The organism is Kribbella sp. NPDC058245 (genome assembly GCF_042882005.1).
Taxonomy (GTDB): Bacteria; Actinomycetota; Actinomycetes; order Propionibacteriales; family Kribbellaceae; genus Kribbella.
Window position 1 is genome coordinate 1 of record NZ_JBHVWY010000022.1, and the last position, 17820, is coordinate 17820.

A 17820-nucleotide genomic window follows, 5' to 3' on the forward strand; every position below is an offset into this window, starting at 1 on the left:
CCACCGAGCGGCCCCAGCGGGTCCGGCGGACGGCGAAGTCGGTGACGACGACCAGGACCAGGAACAGCAGGAACATCGACGAGACACCGCGGTCGCCGTTCAGGACGATCGCCGGGATGGCCAGGATCGCCGCGAGAGCGACGGCCTTGACGGCGATCATCGAGTGCGGCGCGGCCGACAGGCCTGCGGCGAGGCGGGCGCCCCGGGCACGCAGGCGGGTCAGCACGTAGGCCGCGACGACGACGGCGACCAGGGCGTAGGACAGCGCGGGCGACAGGAAGCTGCGGGCCGCGAAGCCGACCAGGGCCGAGTCGAACGGGAAGTTCAGCGTGCCTTCCTTGCCGAGCACCAGCAACTGCAGACCGAGGAAGCCGAGCAGACCGGCCAGCGTGATCACGAAGCTCGGCACACCGAATCTGGTGAAGAGCGCACCGTAGAACAACCCGATCACCAGGCCGAGGACGATGCTGACGATCAGCGAGATGATCAACGGCCAGCCCTGGTTGACGAAAGTGACCCCCAGTACGGCGCCGGCCAGGCCGCTGACCGAGCCGACGGACAGGTCGATCTCACCCAGCAGCAGGACCAGAACGATGCCGAGGGCAATGACCCCGATCGAGCTGGTCTGCAGGGTCAGGTTGACCAGGTTGCGGCTGGACAGGAACGAGCCGTTGGCGATCTGGAAGACCGCCCAGATGATGATCAGACCGATCACCACCGGGACCGAGCCCAGATCGCCCGAGCGCAGCCGGCTGGTGAAGGCGGCGACGGCGCCGCTGACGCCACGGCTGGCGATCAGGCGCTCGTCCTGCAGATCGGCGGGCAGGTTCTCGGCGCTGGTCACAGCGCCGTCGCCGTTGCCGTTACCCGTGGAGTCCTGCGGGCGGGCCTCAGATCCGTGCACGGTCATGATGCCGAGCCCTCCTCCCGCGTCCGGCGCGCCGCGCGCTCGGAGACGGCATTGTCGGTCGCGCCGGTGATGGCGGCGATGATGTCCTGGGTCTTGGTCTCACTGACCTGGAAGACGCCGTTGTTGCGGCCCAGACGCAGTACGGCGACCCGGTCGGCCACCGCCATCACGTCGGCCATGTTGTGGCTGATCAGAATGACCGCGAGGCCACGTTCGCGCAGCCGCTCGACGAGGTTCAGCACCTCGGCGGTCTGGGCCACGCCCAGGGCCGCGGTCGGCTCGTCGAGCATCACGACCTTCGGCTGACCGAGCAGGCTGCGGGCGATCGCGACGGTCTGCCGCTGACCACCGGACAGGCTGGCCACCGGGATCCGGACCGAGGGGATCTTGGCCGACAGCTGGCGGAGCAGCTCCCAGGAGGAACGCTCCATCTCGACCTCGTCCAGGACCCGGCCCTTGCGCAGTTCACGGCCGAGGTAGAGGTTCGCGACGACGTCGAGGTTGTCGCAGAGCGCGAGGTCCTGGAACACGGTGGCGATCCCGAGCTGCTGTGCCTCCGCCGGGCTCCCGACCCGCACCTCCTTGCCGTCGAACACCATGGTGCCGTCGTCGGCGGTGTAGACCCCGGCGATCGTCTTCACCAGCGTCGACTTGCCGGCGCCGTTGTCACCGACCAGGGCGAGTACCTCGCCGGCCCGGACGTCGAGCTCGATGTTCTTCAGCGCCTGGACGGCGCCGAACCGCTTGGAGATGCCCCGCAGCGTCAGCACCGTGCCGGTGAGCGGTGGGGAAGGGGTGGGAATGACAGTCACTCGATCAGCCTCCTGAGGCTTCGTCCTGCCCATGATCCCGGTGTGAGCACCGTCGGGACAGGGGCGGCAGGGCACGCATCCGTTGCCGGTACCGTCCCGACCTCACTCGGGGCGGTACCGGCAACGGGGGTCAGCTCAGGCCGGCAGCGGTGCAGGCGGCCTGGAACGACGCGGTGCAGATGTCGGTCACCTTGTAGATGCCGTCCTTGACGACGGTGTCCTTGATGTTCGCCTTGGTCACGGCGACCGGGTCGAGGATCGTCGCCGGGACGCCCTTGAAGTCGCCGGTCGACTCGGCCTTGCCACCGCCGGCCAGCGCGACGGCTGCCTTCGCGGCGGCCTCGGCCTGCGGCTTGACGGCCTTGTAGATGGTCATGGCCTGGTCACCGGAGACGATCCGCTGGATCGCGGCGAGCTCGGAGTCCTGACCGGTGACCGGCGGCAGCGGGGTCACGCCACCACCCTTGAGGGCTGCGATCGCGCCACCCGCCGTACCGTCGTTGGCCGCGTAGACGCCGACCAGGCCGTTCTTGATGGCGCTCAGTTGGCCTTCCATCCAGGCCTGGGCCTTGTCCGGGCTCCAGTCCGGGGTGTCGAACTCGGCGGCGATCTTGTAGCCGCTGGTGTCGAGCACGCTGTGCGCGCCCTTCTTGAAGTCGGCCGCGTTCGGGTCGGTCGGCGAGCCGTTGATCATCGCCAGGTTGCCGGACGTCTTGCCGGCCGCCTTCAGGGTGTCGACCAGGGTCTGCGCCTGGAGCTTGCCGACGGCCTCGTTCTCGAACGAGACGTAGTAGTTGGCGCCCTCGATGAACCGGTCGTAGGCGATCACCGGCACGTTCTGGCCCTTGGCCGAGGCGACGACCGCGGCGGCGGCCTTGCCGTCGACCGGGTCGAGGACGAGCACGTTCGCGCCCTGGGTCAGCGCGGCCTCGGCCTGCTGCTGTTGCTTGGCTGGGTCCTGGTCGGCGTTGCTGTAGATCAGCTCGCAGTCCGCGCAGGCCGCCTTCAGGGCCTCGGTGAACAGCGGCCGGTCCAGGGCCTCGTACCGAGTGGTCTTGGACTCGGGCAGCAGCAGTGCGATCTTCTTGCCGCCGCTGCCCGAACCGCTACCGGAGCCGCCGTCGTCGGAACCACAGGCGACCAGCGAGACGGCGAGGGCCGAGACGGCGATGCCGAGGCCGACGAGACGAGGTACTGACACGGACATATGCGGCTCCTTGACGTGAAGGCCCGAGTAGGCCTGACCGAAGTCAAGACCCACTCGGCGTTGACGTCAAGACTTGAATTCAACAAATAGACATATCGTTGTTACACGGCTGTCTGATTCGCGATTGACTGCGTGGCGTGACGATGGCTCAGCAGTGAGGCGAGATTGATCGCTCCCAGGACGTCGGCATCGTCACCGAGCGCAGCCGGCCGGAGCTCCACGGTGGCCGCCGCGCTGGGGATCGCACACCGATCCAGGGCCTCGCGGAGGGGGAGCAGGACCAGATCGCCGGCCTCGGCGATCAGCCCGCCGACCACGATCACCTCAGGATTCAGCAGGTTGACCAGGCCGGCCACGGCCACGCCGACCCGACGGCCCGCGTCCTCGATCACCCGGCGGCAGCCGAGGTCGTCGTCCAGCGCCCGATGCACGATGTCCTTGAGCCGCAGCGGGCCGTGCGAGGCGGCCAGGCTGTTGATCAGTGCGCGGGACCCGACGAACGTGTCCAGGCAACCGCGGTTCCCGCACCGGCAGATCGGTCCGTTCTCGTCAATCGTGACGTGCCCGATCTCGCCCGCCGTACCGGCTGAGCCGCGGAACACCTCGCCGTTCAGCACGATCCCGGCGCCGACGCCGTACGAGAACTTCAGGTAGCAACCGTTCTGGACGCCTTGCAGGGCGCCGCTGCGCAGTTCGCCGAGGGCGGCCAGGTTCGCGGTGTTGTCGAGGGCAACGGGTGCCCGGAGGTATCCGGTCATCGCCTCGGCGACGTTCACCCCACGCCAGCCCGGCAGTACGGCGTCCGAACCGGCCTGGTGGCTGACCGAATCGACCGGCGTGGGCAGACCGAACCCGATGGCCGCGATCTCCTCGACACCGGAACTGACGGTCTCGGCCAGGTCGGCGAGCAGCCTGGCGACCCGTTCCATCCCGTCGTCGGCGGCGTGATCGGCCTGCAGCGGCATCATCTGCTGGGCGAGGATCTCGCGCGACGCGTCCGCGATCGCGACCCGCACGTCCCGCTCACCGAACGCGACCCCGGCCAGCAGCCCACCGCCGGACGACAGCGAAACCAGTACGGCGCGACGCCCGTTCCGGATGCTCCGCGACAACCCGACCATGCCGGCCTGATCCAGCTCGCGAACCATGTTCGACACGGTCGCGGCCGACAACCCGGACGCAGCGGCGATCTCCACCTGCGTCAACGGCCCGTGCTGCCGGACAACTCCCAGAACGCGCGCGCGGTTGGCTTCGCGCAGCGAAGTCTGCGAGCCAGGCGCGGGACGGCTTGCGTTCATTACATAAACATAACGGATCGAGGGGTGGATGTATCCACGCACCCACCGCCAACCACGAACATCGTCCTCCGCCTCACCCTCACCAACCCACCCCCGCCCCGGCGACCCTAATGCACCGCCCCACCTTGAGCACGGTTCAACCACCCGCGCCCCCGCCCCACGGTTGAACGGTGCTCAAAGTGCGAGTCACCGCCGACCTTGTGCACGGCTCGACCATCTGGGGCCATGCAGCGTGGTTGAACGGTGCTCAAAGTGCGGGGCGCGCGGACTTTGTGCACGGCTCAGTCGTTCAGGGGGTCGCGCGATGGTTGAGCGGTGCTCAAGGTGCAGGGTGGTGTGGACTTTGGGCACGGCTCAGTCGTTTCGGAGGGCGCGGGGTGGTTGAGCGGTGCTCAAGGTGCAGGGTGGTGTGGACTTTGGGCACGGCTCAGTCGTTTCGGAGGGCGCGGGGTGGTTGAGCGGTGCTCAAGGTGCGGGGGCGTATTAGGCGGTTGCGGTGGTGGGGCGGGTGGAGGTTGGTCGCCAGATCGGAGTGTCGCCGGGGCGGGCTTGGCCGCGGCGGGCTGCGGCGCGAAGGCGCGCTACGAGGTCGGACGGTTGTACGACGTCCTCCCAGCCGAAGTGGATCAGTTCGACACCGCGATCGCTGATGCGCTGGTCTCGGCGGTAGCTGTCGCGGATCCGGCGACGGCGTTCCTCCTGCGTGTTGCCGTCGTACTTGAACAGGCCGTCGGCCTCCGCGACCAGCCGGAATTCCGGCCACCAGAAGTCGACCCGCTCGAGCATCCATTGGTATCCGTCGAAGAACTGAGCCTGCAGGATCGGAGCCGGGAGACCGGCCGTGGAGAAGAACACCCGGGCCACCGACTCCAGCGCGGACTCCGACAACGGATCACCGAAGTCGATCGCAGTCCTGGCCCCGCGGGCACCGGGCCAGCGCTCCTGTCGATCGAGAACCGTCAGCAACTCTGCCCGGGAGACGCCGGATCGCAGCGCGTCGTCAAGGGTGACGATCGATTCGCGCAGCGGCAGTTCACGGGCGAGGTCGACCGCGGTCCTCGCCGCAGAGGTCGCCAGCAGCAGCCCACTCGGTGACAGATCGGCGGCCGGCAGACCTGCACGCCGTACGACGATGTCCCGCCGCCGCTGGTTGCGCCGCGCTGACGGCGGTCGGGTCAGCCAGGTGGCGTCGTACCGCAGCGCTGGTTGGCGCGCTCCGTCGACCCAGGTATTGAGTCCGGCGAGATGCGCCGCGCTGAAATGGCTCACGACGGACCCCGGGTAGGCGGCTTGCGCACACGCGACGATCGCTTGATCACGTGGGACGCGTCCATCGAGGTAGTGACGATGGTGGAGTTGTAATTGGCCTTGCCGAACGAGTCGTCGCAGGGCGGGGTCGCTCAGACCCAGCCGAATCAGTACGGCGCGCGGCCGCGGCCGCCGTACCAGGTCAAGGGAAACCATCCCACCACGATCGGCCATTCGACCCGCTCGCCGCCACTGCGCTTCGCCGACCTGTGGATAACCACCTTGAGCACGGTTCAACCACCTGCGCGCCCGCGGAATGGTTGAGGGGTGCTCAAGGTGCGTCTCGGCCTCGACCTTGAGCACGGTTCAACCACTTGCGCGCCCCCTCAATGGTTGAGGGGTGCTCAAAGTGCGGCGGTGAGGGCGAGGGTGGTTAGGGCGATCGGGAGGGTTAGTTCGATGGCGGCGCCTAGGACGTCGCCGGTGGTGCCGCCGAGGGTGGTGCGGGCTCGGCGGGTGGTGGCTAGGGCGGCTGGGACGGTGAGGAGGACGGCGGCTGCGGTGGCGATGGCGGATGTGGGTGAGCGGGTTAGGCAGGTGAGGGCTGTGGCGGCGGCCAGTACGGCGAGGGTGGTTAGCGCAGCGGTGAGGGGGCGGACTGTGGCGGCGACGATGGCGCCTAGGCCGTCGGGGCGGGCCGAGGGGATGGTGGTGCGGCAGGTCCAGGGGAGGGTGAGGCGGCTGGCGGTGGTGGCGATGAGGATGGCTTGCCAGCCGAAGTGGGACTGGATGCAGGCGGTGAGGGCGGCAACGTCGATGAGGAGGACGGCGATGATGCTGAGGACGCCGAAGGGGCCGATGTCGCTCTGCTTCATGATGCGCAGCATGGTTTCGCGGTCGCGGCGGCTGCCGAGGGCGTCGGCGAAGTCGGCCAGGCCGTCGAGGTGCAGTCCGCCGGACAGGGCCGCCACAGCCAGTACGCCGAGGACTGCGGCGAGCAAGTCGGCGTCGGGGCGTACCAGTTGCACCAGCGCGACTACGCCCGCCGCGACACCGCCGAGTACGGCGCCGACCAGGGGCGCCAGCAGCATGGCGCGGCGGCCTACGACGCGGTCGACGTGGGATGGCATGCCGGCGGGCAGGACGCTCAGCAGGCCGAAGGTGAGCCGGATCGCATCGATCATGTGAGCGGGAGGGTTCGGCCGGCGATCGTGTAGAGGGCCTGGTCGGAGGCCAGGGAGATGGTGGTGTTCAGGCGGCCCATCAGGTCGCGGAACAGTCGGGTGCCAGGGTCGGCGGGGACGACGCCGGCGCCGATGTCGTTGCTGACGGCAACCACGTGGCGAGTGGTCGCGGACCAGGCGGCGCCCAGGGCGGCGATCTGGTTCTCGACGACGTCCGCGCGGCTCAGGTCGGACCAGATCTGGAGCGCGTCCATGGTTCGGGAGAGCCAGAGCGTCAGGCAGTCGATCAGCAACGGCGGACCGGGGGACGCGAGCAGCGGGACGAGGTCGACGGTTTCGATCAGTCCCCAGGTGGCCGGCCGCCGGGCCTGGTGCTTCGCGACGCGGGCTGCCCACTCGTCGCTACCTGAGTCGTCTCCGCCGGTGGCGACGTACAGGACGTCGGGGAAGTCGGCCAGCAGGCGCTCGGCGGCGACAGACTTGCCGGAGCGGGCGCCGCCGAGGATGAGGGTGCGGTCAGGCATGCGGACTCCTTGGTTCGAACAGCACCGGGGTGTCGAAGGCTGCCTTGCGGGCGGTACGGCGGAACGCGTTCAGCACCGGCCGACCGAGCACCAGCACCAGTACGGCGCACAGCAGCCCGCGCGGGATGTCCCAACCGAGTGAGGTCGCCACGACGAACAGCAGGTACCGGTGCAGGTTCTCGACCAGCCCGTCACCCGGGATGAAGGAGAAGTCGCTGCCGAAGGTCGCGTACGGCCAGAACCACAGGTTCATCACCACGCCGTACAACAGCCCAGCAACGAGCGAGTACGCCGCCAGCAGCAGCAACTCGAGTCGACCGCCCACCCGCGGTAGCAGGCCGGCGAAGCAGCCCACCCACGCGCAGGCGAACATCTGGAACGGCATCCACGGTCCGACCCCACCACTGATCAGTGCGCCGCCCAGCAACGACACCGACCCCAGCACGAACCCGAAGCCGGCCCCGAATGCCCGCCCGGCCAGCACCAGCAGAAAGAACCCAGGCTCCAGCCCAGCAGTGCCAGGACCCAGTGCACGCAGCGCGGCCCCGACCGCCGCCAGCATCCCGAGCAGGGACACCACCTTCGCGTCGATGCCGGACTCGGACAGCTCAGCCAGTACGACGGCCACCAGCAGCGGCAGCAGCAACACGAACAGCCAAGGCGCATCGGTCGTATGACCGATCGCCGAAGCGCCTGCCTGATCAGTCCGGTAGAACAGCGGCCACGCGAACGCCACCACGCCAACCAGCGATGCCAGCAACAGCGTGCCGGTACTGCGCGGCCGGAGCCGGATCAGATTCACGATGCGCGCTCCAGAGCGGTGGCGACCTCGCCAACCGTCAGAAACGGCAGCGGTGCCAGGATCTTCGCCACCTGCGGTGCAAAGGCGGGGGAGTCCGCCACCACGGTCGCAGTCTCGCCCTCACTCACCAGCTCTCCATCCGCGAGAACCATGACTCGAGTGGCGACCTCAGCGACCATCTCGACGTCGTGGGTCGACAGGACGACCGCATGCCCGGCCGTAGCCAGTTCACGCAGGATCTCGACCAGCCGCCGCTTGGCGCCGTAGTCCAACCCCCGCGTGGGCTCGTCAAGCAGCAACAGCGGCGGAGCACCGCACAGTACGACGGCCAGTGCCAGACAGAGCCGTTGTCCCTCAGACAGGTCGCGTGGGTGCAACTGGTCGTCCACCTCTGGCGCCAGTCGCGCCAGCACCGCCCGGCAGGTCCCAGCGGCAACCCGGAAGTCCGCATCCGCACTCGAGCACTCATCCGCGACCGTTGCCGCATACAACAGATCAGCCGGCTCCTGAGGGACTAGTCCGACCGCCTTGACCAGCTTCGCCGGTCGGGTACGCCGTGGGTCCGTCCCAGCAGCAGTCACCGTGCCGGAGCGCGGTGGGACGATGCCCACCAAAGCATTGAGCAGCGTGGACTTCCCTGCGCCGTTCCGTCCCATCAGCGCGACGATCTCACCCGCCCGGATGCTGATCGACACCCCACGCAGCGCAGTCACAGTCCCGTAGCTGACGACCAGATCGTTGCACCGCGCCAATTCGGCGCCCACGACCATAGTCCGCCGCAGCGGCCGAGCGTCGGCCAACTGGGTCCGCAACGCACCAGCGGCTCGCCGAGCGTCTCGCACCGACAGGGGCAGCGGAGACCAGCCAGCCAGCCGTCCCAGCTCCACTACAGGCGGTGCGACCGGTGCGGTCACCATCTGGTCGGCCGGCAGCCCGGTCGAGACCAGTCCGATCCCACCCGGTACTTCGATCACGCGGTCGGCGTACTGGATCACGCGCTCTAGCCGGTGCTCAGCCATCACCACAGTGACGCCCAGGTCGTGCACGAGCCGCTGCAGTGCGGCCAGCACCTCCTCGGCCGCCTGCGGGTCGAGCGCAGACGTGGGCTCGTCCAGCACGAGTACGGCCGGATGCGAGGTGAGCGCGGCACCGATGGCGGTTCGTTGCCGTTGGCCGCCAGACAGTGACGCCAGTGCACGATCCCGTACGTCGGCCAGTCCCAGCAGATCCAGCGTCTCCTCGACCCGGCGTCGCATCACATCCGGCGCCGTACCGAGCGACTCCATGCTGTACGCCAGCTCGTCCTCAACCGTGTCGGTGACGAACCCGGTCAGCGGGTCCTGCCCGACGAACCCGACCACATCGGCCAGGTCGCGCGGCCGGTACTCGCGGGTGTCCCGCCCGTTCACCAGCACCCGCCCGGCCAGCGTTCCACCGGTGAAGTGCGGCACCAGACCGTTGATCGCCCGCAGCAAGGTCGACTTGCCGGAGCCCGTCCGCCCAATCACCAGTGCCAGCTCGCCTTCCGGCACGGTGAAGCTCACATCCCGTACGGCGGGCGCGGAGGCGCCGTCGTACGTGACTGTGACTCGATCGAACTCGATCATGCGGCGGCCCCCTGTCGGACCGGCGGTGCGGCCAGTGCTGGAGCCAGTCCGATCAGTACGCCGACCACCGGCAGCACGGGGACCGGCGGTACGACGAGTGGTCCGTCCAGCAGCAGTCCGCGCACCCCGTGCACCGCGGCAACGATCATCACCGCTCCAGCCAGGGCACCGGCCGCAGTGACCAGCCACTCGGGTAGCGCCCACGGGTCGGGCCGGTACCGCGTGCGGGTCACCCGCTGCCGTCCGACGCCGAGCGCACCGACCGCCAGTAGCAGTCCGATCGCCAGAGCGGTCAGAGCGAACGGAAAGGCGAGTGAGTCGGTCAGCAACGCGTAGACGCCGAGCAAGATGCCCAGCAACCCCAGGAGCACGCACAGCCCGGTGATCTGGCGCTGTCGCCGCGGAACCTGGGCAGTGCGCCCATAGCCGCGCGAGTCCATCGCTGCGGCCAGTTCGACCGAGCGGTCGAGCGCACCTTCCAGCACCGGCATGGCCGTAGACCGGAACGAACCGCGAGTCCGTCCGCGCAGCCGTCGCGCCGCACGGATCCGGCGCGCGTCGGTCACCAGTTGCGGTGCGAACGTCAGAGCGACTACGCAGGCCACACCCATCTCGTAGAGGGCCCCGGGCAACGACTTCAGCAGCCGCCTCGGGCTGGCCAGCGCGTTGGCGGCGCCGATACAGCACAACATCACCGCGAGCTGGCCCCCGTCGTACAGGGCAGTGAGGACGGCCTCCAAGGTGATCTGCCCGCCGAGCTTGACCCCAGCAGCCCAGTCCGGCAACGGGATCTGCGGCAGCGTGAACAGCACGGTGTTGCCCTGGGAGCGCGTCGACAGCACGGCCTGCAGGACGATCCGGATCCCGATCACCACCAGGCCGAGCTTGAGGAACGCCGTGAAGCTGTGCGCCCACGGAGCATCGGTACGGCGGGCCGCCACCACGAATCCGGTCACGACCAGGATCAGTACCAGCAGCACGGGATTCCGGGTCCGGCTGGCGGCGACCGCCATCCCGAGGGCCCAAATCCACCACGCCCCGGGATGCAGTGCCCGCGGGAGTGTCAGGCGGTCAACAGCACGCACTACGTGCGCCGGCGGCGCACGAGCACCACGCCACCCGCGATCAGACCGCCGAGGATCACCACGACCGCGACGTACGGCGTCCAGTTGGTGTCTTCCTTGACCTTGGTGCTGCCCTGGTAGTGGCCCGAGACCGGCGGCGGCGCGGCCGACGAGCCGACCGCGTCCTTGATCACCAGGACCTTCGACGGGTCGCCGCCGTCCGGGAGCTTGATGTCCTTGACCGCGCCACCGCAGCCCGTGGCCGGGTATCCGTTGATCCCGCAGGTCAGGCCCTTCTCGACCCGGGTCGGGCCGATCGCCGCCAGCACCTGCGCGCCGTTCGACTGCGGTTGCGTCACCACACACGTGCCGTAGGGCTCGGCGGGCTGGGCGCCGGCCGGCGCGTCCTCCGGCGTTCCCTGGTCGACCACGATCGCGACCCGCTTCTTGCCGGTCTCGGCCGGGACGTCCCGGCAGATCGCGTCGAAGTCACCCCTGGCCCGCGGCGGTCGCGGCTGCTGGCCGGCCACCGCGTAGCGCCAGCCCTCGACGGACCCGTCCGCCGGTACGACGCCGTCCGGCCCCTTCTGGGCAAAGGCCCACTGCGAGGACGAGGCCGTCCACTGGTAGTAGCCCCAGAACCGGAAGCCGTCCTCGGCATACGCCAGAGTGGTGGCGGTCCCCGCAAGCAGGAGGCCCGCCACCAGGCTGAGAAGCAGTCGCTTAATCACCGCAGCAGCGTAACGCCTGACGCCTGTTACTCCTGCGCTTCCAGGCTCATCGGGCCGTAGACCTCACGCCCGTCCTCGAGCAGGAAGACCTGCCCGACGCCCTTGTCGACGAGCTCGCGCCAGATCTCGCCCAGCCAGCTCTCCGCGTCACCTTGGGCCGAGAACTCGGTGCCGCCGACCTCGCTCGGGTCGACGACGGCGCCGGTCGGGGTCTCGAACCGCCACACCCAGCTCATGCGCCCGGCCGGGTCTGCGGGGAGTTCTGCGCGGTCTTGGCCGGGTCGCGCTCGACGATCCCGCCGAGGGTCTCGTCGATCCGCTTCAGCAGCGAGTCCTCGAGCTTCACACCGGAGGCCTTCACGTTCTCGACGACCTGCTCGGGCCGGGAGGCGCCGACGATCGCGGACGAGACGTTCGGGTTCTGCAGCACCCAGGCGACGGCCAGCTGGCCGAGCGAGAGGCCGGCCTCGTCGGCGAGGGGCTTGAGCTCCTGCACCCGCGTCAGGACGTCGTCGTTCAGGAACCGCTTGATCATGTTGGCGCCGCCGTTCGCGTCGGTCGCCCGCGAACCCTCCGGCAGCGGCTGCCCCGGCAGGTACTTGCCGGTGAGCACGCCCTGGGCGATCGGGGAGAACACGATCTGGCCGATGCCGAGCTCCTCCGACGCCGGGACCACCTCGGCCTCGATGGTGCGCCAGAGCATGCTGTACTGCGGCTGGTTCGAGACGAACGGGATGCGCAGCTCGCGGGCCAGCCGGTGGCCCTCCTGCAGCTGCTCGGCGGTCCACTCGGAGACCCCGATGTAGAGCGCCTTGCCCTGCCGGACCACGTCGGCGAAGGCCTCCATGGTCTCCTCGAGCGGCGTCTCGGTGTCGAATCGGTGCGCCTGGTAGAGGTCGAGGTAGTCGGTCTGCAGCCGCTTCAGCGACCCGTTGATCGACTCGTGGATGTGCTTGCGGGACAGGCCGACGTCGTTCGGGCCGCCCGGTCCGGTCGGCCAGTAGACCTTGGTGAAGATCTCCACCGACTCGCGCCGCTCACCCGCCAGCGCCTCGCCGAGGACCACCTCGGCCTTGGTGTTGGCGTAGACGTCGGCCGTGTCGAACGTGGTGATGCCGGCGTCCAGCGCCGCCCGCACACACGCCTTGGCCTGATCGTTCTCCACCTGGGAACCGTGGGTCAGCCAGTTCCCGTACGAGATCTCGCTGACCTTCAAACCACTGTTGCCGAGATAGCGGAAGTCCATGTCCCCGACCCTACCGGCTCAGACCGAGGTCACGCAGGCTTCTCGCCGCGCTTGACCATCGGCTTGGGCAGCCGCCAGCGGCGCATCTGCATGGTCCGCCGGACCGCGTAGAACCCGATCCCCTTGACCGGCTCGTCGGGGAACTTCCTCGAGACCGCCTTCTTCAGCCCGCCCGAGAGCAGGAACCAGTCGCCGAGGACGAGCAGGACGATGATCAGGAAGAAGATGTTCACCAGGCCGGCCAGCCAGGGGTACTGCCGGGAGAACACGACGCCGACCAGGGAGACCACCAGCAGGATCGGCAGCGCGAACTCCATCACCGAGAAGCGCGCGTCCACGTAGTCGCGGGCGAACCGCCGTACCGGGCCCTTGTCGGCGGCCGGCAGGTAGCGGTCGTCGCCGGTCTGCATGGCCGACTGCATCTTGGCCCGCTCGGTCCGCATCTTCTCGCGGCGCAGCGCCGACGCCTCCTTGCGGTTGCGTGGCTTCTTGTACGCCGCTTTCCGGGACGCCTCGGCTTCCTTGCGCGACGGCGTCGGGCGTCCCTTGCCGCCCGGCTTGGCCTGGGGCTCAGCGGGTACGGTGGCTGTAGTTGTATCGGACTTGGTACGACGGAACACGGGGTCTGAACCTCATTCGGCAGGACGCGCGGACTCGGGGTGGTCCCCGGTCGTGAACACCACTTTATCCGGGCCCGTCCTGATGGTGTGGTGACCCGTAGGGACATAGGGTGGTTGACACGCACGCCGGGTCGACGCTCCGGCACAGAAGGGGTACGGATATCGATGAGCATCTTTAGGCGGATGTCGACGATCTTCAAGGCCAAGGCGAACACCGCCCTGGACAAGGCTGAGGATCCTCGCGAAACCCTTGACTACTCGTACCAGAAGCAGCTCGAGCTGCTCCAGAAGGTACGCCGGGGAGTGGCCGATGTGGCCACCAGCCGGAAGCGGGTGGAGCTGCAGGCATCGCAGTTGCAGGCGCAGTCGTCCAAGCTGCAGGACCAGGCGCAGAAGGCGCTCTCGATGGGCCGTGAGGACCTGGCCCGCGAGGCATTGACCCGGAAGTCCGGGCTGCAGGGGCAGATCGACGATCTGACCACCCAGCACGCCCAGTTGCAGGGCGAGGAGGAGAAGCTCACGCTGGCCTCCCAGCGGCTGCAGGCCAAGGTCGAGTCCTTCCGGACCCGCAAGGAGACCATCAAGGCCACCTACACCGCGGCCGAGGCGCAGACCCGGATCAACGAGGCCTTCTCGGGCATCTCCGAAGAGATGAGCGACGTCGGTCTGGCCGTGCAGCGGGCCGAGGACAAGACCCAGCAGATGCAGGCCCGGGCCGGCGCGATCGACGAGCTGCTCGCCTCGGGCGCGCTCGACGACGCCTCCGGCACGCAGAAGGACAGCATCACCCTGGAGCTGGAGCGGATGTCGTCCACCTCCGGTGTCGAGGACGAGCTGGCCGCCATGAAGGCGCAGCTGTCCGGGGGCAGCGCCCCCAAGGAGCTGTCCGGTGAGGCCCCGGGCGCCGCTCAGCCCGCTCAGCCAGTGCAACAGCCGGTAGCGGAGCCGGCGCGACCACAAGACGGAGACGTTCGATGATCGTTCGCATCATGGGTGAGGGCCAGTGGCAGCTCGCCGACGACAAGCTCGACCAGCTGAACGCGGTCGACACCGATCTGGAGAAGGCTGTCGCGGCCGCTGACGAGGCCGGTTTCCGGACCGCGTTCGGCGCCCTGCTGGACTTCGTCCGGTCCGGTGAGAAGGTTCCGGACGGCGACCTGCACGACTCCGACGCGATCCTGCCGCCGAGCGACAGCTCGCTGGCCGAGATGCGTGAGCTGATCAGCGGCGACGGCCTGATCGCCGGCTGAAACACCCCTTCCGTCGCAGTAGCGTCGGCAAGACCCCCGGAGACCTCTATCGGTCCTCGGGGGTCTTCTTTGTCCCCCGCCGCACGCCCACAGGACCAGTTCGCGTGCCCAGAGCCAGCTGCAGCACTTCCCGTCTCCGGCCACAACTGGTGGCCGGAGACACCAACTGGTGGTCGGAGACACCAACTGGTGGTCGGAGACACCAACTGGTGGCCGGTAGGCACCTGGCGAGGCTGCCTGAGTCGTCGGGAGTCGTCGGGAGTCGTCGGGAGTCGTCGGGAGTCGGCTTCGGCCAAGGGCAATTTGAACGGATAACCCCTGAGGTTGTCGGTTCTCCCCTCGATATTTCAGGGGATAACCGGCAACTTGGAGGGATATCCCCTGAGATGTCGGGTGACGAAAGCCGCCGGTTGGTGTCGACCGGGGCTCGGCCGGCGACGTGGGTGGCTGGTCGCCGCGTCGGCCGAATCAAGAGCCACACCGCTTTCAGTAAGCCGGCCGCGGTGGCGAGCAACCACCGCGGCCGCCGCCGGCCGCGGCCAAAGCGAACCTAACGTCCGAAAGACCGGAGTGCCCGTCTCCGGACCTTCGGACGTTAGCGGGGACGCTCACGTAACGTCCGAAAAACCGGAGTCCCGTCTCCGGACCTTCGGACGTTAGCGGGGACGCCCACGTAACGTCCGAAAGACCGGAGGGCCCGTCTCCGGGTTTTCGGACGTTGTGAATGGGGGCGTGCGGGTCGGTGGTGCGGCGGGTGCCACGCGTTAATCGGCGTACGGCGAACCCTCGGGGGCGGGGGTTGATCGGCGGGCAGGGTGGAGACACCAAAGGGGACTCTTCTGACCCATTCGTGGGTGGTGCGGCGTACGGTCTTTCTCCGTGTGGTGGGGCGGTTGACCGGTGTGCTGGCAGGGCGTTGTTCCAGCGTTGGCAGTGACCTGGTTGCGGTTGTTGGGGGTGTGGACAGGAAACGGGGGCTGTGAACAGGGCATAGCTTGTTCAAGGCCTCCGTGGGGGGTGCGCACCCCCGGGTTGTATCCGGCGCGCCCCGGGTAGCGGACCTGGGTCACCGTCTAACCTCGCGCGCGGCTGCTCGTGCGGGTGATGTTGAGCGTGAAGGGTCCGAGCCGCGCAGAGTTAGACGGTGGTGGCGGGTCCACCCCGCCCCGCCACCCCACGCCCTCCAGCCGCGTCCTCTGCCCCCTGGCGAGCACGGTGGGTTCAGTCGGCGTGCAGAGACAGCGGTCCGATGTCGAGTGGTAGGAGATTGCCGCCAGGAATCGATGTCCGGCAGCACAGTGGGTTCAGTCGGCGACATGCTCCCTACGCTTGGCCGATCAGATCGTCCGAGATCCTGCGATCGGACGGCGACCCGCCGGTCCGGCAACGCGCGAACCACACCTACGTCACAAGAGCCCCAAGTGGTGGCGGGAGACGTGTTGCGGTGGGTGTCTGGTGATCACATCGTGTCTCTGGCCAACGCAGAGTTGTCCTTGACTCGGATCGCGATGTGCCAAAGCGTTGGGCGGAGAGATAACGGTCCTCGGCGGTCTGCAATTCGCCGGGGTTCTGTCCGAAGCATGGCTGCTGATCCACGGTGCGTTGCGCAGGGGTAAACACTCGCGGTCAATACTGTTCGGCGTCGGTCTGACGTAGTACTGTCTGGCTCACGCCGTTGTGGGGGCGGCGTTGGACGACTGTCCGTGACGGGGTGTGGGTTGGTCACGGGGGTCGCTGTTCACCTGTGGGGGGTGACTGTGCGTGACTGAGTTTGTCATGTCTGAAGGGTTGGCCGAGCCGGCTGATCTTCGGCCGGCGGCTTCGGGGGAACGTCGTCGGCCGGTCTGGGTAGTACCGGACGAGGTTCAGGCGACCGTGCCGCGATCGGCACGTTTCACCGAGGCACGCTGGGTGGCCCGGTACCGGCGGGCTGCGCTCGCCGGGGATCTGTCGGCGGCGCTGGTCGGGGTCTCGGTGGCGCTGGTCGGCCGGTTCGGGGCCCAGATCAATGCCGGGTATCTGGTGATCGGGGCGGTGATCCCGGTCGCCTGGCTGATCTGTGTGGCGCTGGCGCGTGGCTACGAGAGCCGGTACTTCGGGACCGGGCCGGAAGAGTTCCGGTCCATCATCCGGGCCGCGGTGGCGTTGACCGCCGCGGTCGCCATCACGTCGTACGCGACCAAGAGCGAGGTTGCTCGAGGGTTCGTACTGCTCGCGGTGCCGATGACGTGTCTGGCGGCCATGACCGGCCGCTGGGTGCTGCACCGGCAGATCTCCTGGCGCCGGTTCGCCGGCCGGTGCATGCGCCGGGTGCTGGTGGTCGGCCGCAATGACCAGGTGGTCACGCTGCACCGGCACCTGGAAGAACGGCCCGCCGACGGATATGTCGTCGTGGCCAGCTGCCTGCCGCGCGGTGATGTGTTCGAGGAACCGGTGTCGGACCGCCTCGGCCGCACGGAGATGGACATCCTGGCGGCCGTCGACCAGTACGACGTCGATGTGGTCGCGGTCGCCTCGGATCCGGAGCTGGCCGGGCACTCGCTGCGCAAGCTGTCGTGGGCGCTCGAGCAGCGCGGGGTCGATCTGATCGTCTCGCCGGGCATCGTCGAGGTGGCCGGTCCGCGGATCTCGATCCGGCCGGTGGCCGGGTTGTCGCTGCTGCACCTGGAGCGGCCGTCGGTCAGCGGCGGTCCGCACCTGATGAAGGCCGTCTTCGACCGCGTCCTCGGGGTGCTGATGCTGCTCGCGGTGTCACCGGTCCTGCTGGCCGCCGCGACGCTGGTGAAGCTGACCAGCAAGGGTCCGGTGCTGTTCAAGCAGACCCGGGTCGGCCGCGGCGGGGAGCAGTTCCCGATGTTCAAGTTCCGCACGATGGTCGTCGACGCGGAGGAGCGCAAGGCCGAGCTGGTCGCCCTGAACGAGGGCAACGGCATCCTGTTCAAGATGCGCGACGACCCGCGCATCACCAAGGTCGGCAAGTACCTGCGCCGGTTCTCGATCGACGAGCTGCCGCAGCTGGTGAACGTTCTCCGGGGGGAGATGTCACTGGTCGGCCCGCGGCCGCCGTTGCAGTCCGAGGTCGCGCTGTACGCGATCGACGACTCGCGCCGGATGCTCGTCAAGCCCGGGCTCACCGGGTTGTGGCAAGTCAGTGGACGCAGCGATCTGACCTGGGAAGAGTCCATGCGGCTCGACCTGCGGTATGCCGACAACTGGTCGATCGCGCTCGATCTGCTGATTCTCTGGAAGACCGCCCGCGCCGTACTGGGGAGTGACGGCGCCTACTGACCACACGCGCCCGCCCACGACATGACGTG

General features: G+C 68.6%; 17 protein-coding genes. 3 read left to right on the top strand and 14 right to left on the bottom strand.

Features of this window, described 5'->3' with window-relative positions; all coding sequences use genetic code 11:
* The 14 genes from ACFVWG_RS37195 to ACFVWG_RS37260 all read right to left on the bottom strand — a co-directional run.
* Positions 1–910: sugar ABC transporter permease (locus tag ACFVWG_RS37195; RefSeq protein ID WP_391548194.1), on the bottom strand; the 910-nt coding region annotated here is incomplete at its 3' end.
* Entirely contained in the window at positions 907–1722 is an 816-nt protein-coding gene (locus ACFVWG_RS37200; protein WP_391548195.1) for an ATP-binding cassette domain-containing protein, read from the bottom strand. The genes ACFVWG_RS37200 and ACFVWG_RS37195, both read right to left, overlap by 4 nt.
* A gap of 130 nt (positions 1723–1852) precedes the next feature.
* A complete protein-coding gene (locus ACFVWG_RS37205; protein ID WP_391548196.1) occupies positions 1853–2929 on the bottom strand; it encodes a substrate-binding domain-containing protein in 1077 nt (358 codons plus the stop codon).
* Positions 2930–3030: 101 nt separating this feature from the next.
* On the bottom strand, positions 3031–4227 hold the full coding sequence (locus tag ACFVWG_RS37210) for an ROK family protein (protein ID WP_391548197.1): 1197 nt from the start codon (positions 4225–4227) through the stop codon (positions 3031–3033).
* 483 nt (positions 4228–4710) lie between these two features.
* The gene (locus tag ACFVWG_RS37215) at positions 4711–5691 is read right to left on the bottom strand and encodes a hypothetical protein (RefSeq protein ID WP_391548198.1); all 981 of its coding nucleotides are present in this window, start codon (positions 5689–5691) and stop codon (positions 4711–4713) included.
* Between the two features lie 188 nt (positions 5692–5879).
* A complete protein-coding gene (cobS, locus tag ACFVWG_RS37220; protein ID WP_391548199.1) occupies positions 5880–6659 on the bottom strand; it encodes an adenosylcobinamide-GDP ribazoletransferase in 780 nt (259 codons plus the stop codon).
* Entirely contained in the window at positions 6656–7183 is a 528-nt protein-coding gene (locus ACFVWG_RS37225; RefSeq protein WP_391548200.1) for a bifunctional adenosylcobinamide kinase/adenosylcobinamide-phosphate guanylyltransferase, read from the bottom strand. Before ACFVWG_RS37225 ends, cobS begins: the two co-directional genes overlap by 4 nt.
* A complete protein-coding gene (locus tag ACFVWG_RS37230; RefSeq protein ID WP_391548201.1) occupies positions 7176–7985 on the bottom strand; it encodes an ECF transporter S component in 810 nt (269 codons plus the stop codon). Before ACFVWG_RS37230 ends, ACFVWG_RS37225 begins: the two co-directional genes overlap by 8 nt.
* Positions 7982–9592 carry an ABC transporter ATP-binding protein gene (locus ACFVWG_RS37235; protein ID WP_391548202.1) on the bottom strand — a complete coding sequence of 537 codons (1611 nt, stop codon included), beginning with the start codon at positions 9590–9592 and terminating at the stop codon, positions 7982–7984. Before ACFVWG_RS37235 ends, ACFVWG_RS37230 begins: the two co-directional genes overlap by 4 nt.
* Entirely contained in the window at positions 9589–10677 is a 1089-nt protein-coding gene (locus ACFVWG_RS37240) for a CbiQ family ECF transporter T component (protein ID WP_391548203.1), read from the bottom strand. Before ACFVWG_RS37240 ends, ACFVWG_RS37235 begins: the two co-directional genes overlap by 4 nt.
* Positions 10677–11387, bottom strand: a complete 711-nt coding sequence (locus ACFVWG_RS37245) for an SCO2322 family protein (RefSeq protein ID WP_391548204.1) — start codon at positions 11385–11387, stop codon at positions 10677–10679. Before ACFVWG_RS37245 ends, ACFVWG_RS37240 begins: the two co-directional genes overlap by 1 nt.
* Before the next feature lie 26 nt (positions 11388–11413).
* A complete protein-coding gene (locus ACFVWG_RS37250; protein WP_391548205.1) occupies positions 11414–11623 on the bottom strand; it encodes a hypothetical protein in 210 nt (69 codons plus the stop codon).
* A complete protein-coding gene (locus ACFVWG_RS37255) occupies positions 11620–12633 on the bottom strand; it encodes an aldo/keto reductase family protein (RefSeq protein ID WP_391548206.1) in 1014 nt (337 codons plus the stop codon). The genes ACFVWG_RS37250 and ACFVWG_RS37255 overlap by 4 nt, the downstream gene beginning before the upstream one ends.
* A gap of 29 nt (positions 12634–12662) precedes the next feature.
* Positions 12663–13253 (bottom strand): DUF3043 domain-containing protein, encoded by a 591-nt coding sequence (locus ACFVWG_RS37260; RefSeq protein ID WP_391548207.1) that lies wholly within the window; start codon positions 13251–13253, stop codon positions 12663–12665.
* Between the two features lie 165 nt (positions 13254–13418).
* On the opposite strand from ACFVWG_RS37260, the gene ACFVWG_RS37265 reads away from it, so the two are divergent.
* The 3 genes from ACFVWG_RS37265 (at position 13419) to ACFVWG_RS37275 (ending at position 17791) form a co-directional block, all read left to right on the top strand.
* A complete protein-coding gene (locus tag ACFVWG_RS37265; RefSeq protein ID WP_391548208.1) occupies positions 13419–14231 on the top strand; it encodes a PspA/IM30 family protein in 813 nt (270 codons plus the stop codon).
* Positions 14228–14503: a hypothetical protein gene (locus ACFVWG_RS37270; protein ID WP_391548209.1), complete on the top strand. Its 276-nt coding sequence runs from the start codon at positions 14228–14230 to the stop codon at positions 14501–14503. The genes ACFVWG_RS37265 and ACFVWG_RS37270 overlap by 4 nt, the downstream gene beginning before the upstream one ends.
* Before the next feature lie 1776 nt (positions 14504–16279).
* The gene (locus ACFVWG_RS37275; protein ID WP_391548210.1) at positions 16280–17791 is read left to right on the top strand and encodes a sugar transferase; all 1512 of its coding nucleotides are present in this window, start codon (positions 16280–16282) and stop codon (positions 17789–17791) included.
* The last annotated feature ends 29 nt before the right edge of the window (positions 17792–17820 follow it).

Bases quoted from the DNA above. Each gene is read 5' to 3' on its own strand.
- ACFVWG_RS37205 (WP_391548196.1), bottom strand. From the start codon at position 2,929: ATGTCCGTGTCAGTACCTCGTCTCGTCGGCCTCGGCATCGCCGTCTCG.
- ACFVWG_RS37210 (WP_391548197.1), bottom strand. From the start codon at position 4,227: ATGAACGCAAGCCGTCCCGCGCCTGGCTCGCAGACTTCGCTGCGCGAA.
- ACFVWG_RS37215 (WP_391548198.1), bottom strand. From the start codon at position 5,691: ATGGTTTCCCTTGACCTGGTACGGCGGCCGCGGCCGCGCGCCGTACTG.
- cobS (WP_391548199.1), bottom strand. From the start codon at position 6,659: ATGATCGATGCGATCCGGCTCACCTTCGGCCTGCTGAGCGTCCTGCCC.
- ACFVWG_RS37225 (WP_391548200.1), bottom strand. From the start codon at position 7,183: ATGCCTGACCGCACCCTCATCCTCGGCGGCGCCCGCTCCGGCAAGTCT.
- ACFVWG_RS37235 (WP_391548202.1), bottom strand. From the start codon at position 9,592: ATGATCGAGTTCGATCGAGTCACAGTCACGTACGACGGCGCCTCCGCG.
- ACFVWG_RS37250 (WP_391548205.1), bottom strand. From the start codon at position 11,623: ATGAGCTGGGTGTGGCGGTTCGAGACCCCGACCGGCGCCGTCGTCGAC.
- ACFVWG_RS37255 (WP_391548206.1), bottom strand. From the start codon at position 12,633: ATGGACTTCCGCTATCTCGGCAACAGTGGTTTGAAGGTCAGCGAGATC.
- ACFVWG_RS37265 (WP_391548208.1), top strand. From the start codon at position 13,419: ATGAGCATCTTTAGGCGGATGTCGACGATCTTCAAGGCCAAGGCGAAC.
- ACFVWG_RS37270 (WP_391548209.1), top strand. From the start codon at position 14,228: ATGATCGTTCGCATCATGGGTGAGGGCCAGTGGCAGCTCGCCGACGAC.
- ACFVWG_RS37275 (WP_391548210.1), top strand. From the start codon at position 16,280: ATGTCTGAAGGGTTGGCCGAGCCGGCTGATCTTCGGCCGGCGGCTTCG.